Origin of the sequence: Pseudomonas antarctica (genome assembly GCF_900624995.1) — a bacterium.
GTDB lineage: Bacteria > Pseudomonadota > Gammaproteobacteria > Pseudomonadales > Pseudomonadaceae > Aquipseudomonas > Aquipseudomonas antarctica.
The window spans coordinates 1-1,174 of sequence record NZ_UYXQ01000254.1; the positions used below are offsets into that span (position 1 = coordinate 1).

General features: G+C 53.4%; 1 protein-coding gene. It reads right to left on the minus strand.

The genetic code is table 11. The features are described 5' to 3' along the window. Window positions 1-1,173, minus strand: a 1,173-nt coding sequence (locus E0F99_RS29870; RefSeq protein ID WP_242626951.1) for an IS256 family transposase, incomplete at its 3' end; no start/stop codon positions are given. Window position 1,174: the final 1 nt, after the last annotated feature.

Below are 1,174 nucleotides of genomic sequence, written 5' to 3' on the forward strand. Positions count from 1 at the left end.
AATCGCAAATTGGTTCATCGCACTCTTCCAGTCATGTGCCGGTTTGCCCCAGTTAGCAGTGATATTTCGCAATCCCAACCAGATTAATTTTGTTGCAGCATCGTCCGTTGGGAAGTGCCCTCGGGTCTTGATGATCTTGCGCAGTTGAGCATTGATGCTTTCGATGGCGTTGGTGGTGTAGATCACTTTTCGTATCGGCGGCGGAAAAACGAAAAATGGAATCACCCGATCCCAAGCCCGCTGCCACGCTTTCGCTATCGTTGGATATTGCTTGCCCCAAGGTCCGGCTTCGAAGGCCGCCAGTGCTTGCTCGGCGGCTTCAGCGTTGAGTGCCTGATAGATCGGCTTCAGTGCCTTAGCCAGCTCGCGACGCTTATCCCATGGCGCGTAATCAAGGCTATTGCGGATTAAGTGGACGATGCAAGTCTGAAGCGTTGTCTCTGGAAATACCGCACTCAACGCCTCTGGCATGCCTTTCAAGCCGTCCGTAACAGCGATCAGAACGTCCTCTACGCCTCGTGTCTTGAGATCGTTGAAGACCTTCATCCAGAACTTGGCACCTTCTGTAGTTTCAATCCAAATACCCAAAATATCTCGCGTACCGTCTGGCAATACACCCAGCGCCAGGTAGATGGCCTTGTTACAAACTAGGCCTTCATCTCGGATTTTGACACGCAATGCATCGAAGAAAATAACTGGATACATGGGCTCAAGCGGTCGTTGCTGCCAAGCAGCGACTTCGTCCAAAACAGCATCGGTGACGGAGCTGATGAAGTCGTGAGAGACGTCTGTTCCGTACTGTTCCGAGAGAAACGCACGGATTTCGCGAACCGTCATGCCGCGTGCATACATCGCAATGATCTTGTCATCAAAACCTGTAAAACGCCGCTCGTGCTTGGGGATCAAGATCGGAGCAAAGCTTCCATCGCGATCTCTGGGAATGTCCAAGCGCAGCGGGCCATCATCGGTTAGAACCGTTTTACCGCTTTTGCCGTTGCGCTGGTTACTCGAATCCTCAGGGCGCTCCGCGCCCTGAGGATAGCCGAGGTGGTGGCCCAGCTCGGCACCAAGGGCTCGCTCGATCAAGGCCTTTTTGAACGCCATCGACGCATCCTGAATGGCTTCGGCACTCATCGGGCCGCTGACGAACTGGTCGATCAGCTCTTTTGGAATG